The organism is Amycolatopsis minnesotensis (assembly GCF_039529815.1).
In the GTDB taxonomy this organism is placed as follows: Bacteria; Actinomycetota; Actinomycetes; order Mycobacteriales; family Pseudonocardiaceae; genus Amycolatopsis; species Amycolatopsis minnesotensis.
This window is the reverse complement of the sequence record NZ_BAAANN010000148.1, coordinates 1-609: the sequence shown is the minus strand read 5'-3', so window position 1 is coordinate 609 and position 609 is coordinate 1. Positions and strand designations below refer to the sequence as shown.

The window sequence follows — 609 nt, the reverse complement described above, 5'->3', positions numbered from 1 at the left end:
AAGGAAATCTCCTACATCCACGCCGAGGCCTACGCTGCCGGCGAGCTCAAGCACGGCCCCCTGGCCCTGGTGGACGAGGATATGCCCATCATCGCCGTGGCCCCCAATGATGAGCTGCTGGGCAAGATCCGCTCCAACCTGGAAGAGGTCCGGGCCCGGGGCGGTGAACTGATTGTCTTCTCCGACCCCGAAGCGGGCTTCAAGGCCGACGAACGCAGCCATGTCATCACCCTGCCCCGCAGTGGCGGCGCCTTGACCGCTCCGGCACTATTCACCATTCCCCTGCAGCTACTGGCCTACCACGTGGCCGTCCACAAGGGGACGGATGTGGATAAACCAAGGAATCTGGCGAAATCCGTCACGGTGGAATAGCCCCACATGAGGCGTGATTGGCATTGACCGGCTGATGGCTTAGCCTGTCTTAACGTCCTCTCGAGGGAGAAAACCGTGCGGATCCTACGGCCTTTGATGCCTGCCGTCATCTTTCTTGCTCTCCCGTGGTGTTATCCCCTGATGGCCGCGCCAGCGACCCTCATTCTCCAGAGTGAGGGTGGCGACCTGAGCCACGCCTTGGTGTCTTTTCATGCCGTCGACCGCGACTACGAATTC

1 protein-coding gene is annotated in these 609 nt (G+C 61.2%); it reads left to right on the top strand.

Annotated features, from left to right (window positions below; translation table 11 throughout):
- Positions 1 to 372, top strand: a 372-nt coding sequence (locus ABD256_RS44250) for an SIS domain-containing protein (protein WP_344432417.1), incomplete at its 5' end; no start/stop codon positions are given.
- Between the last annotated feature and the right edge of the window lie 237 nt (positions 373 to 609).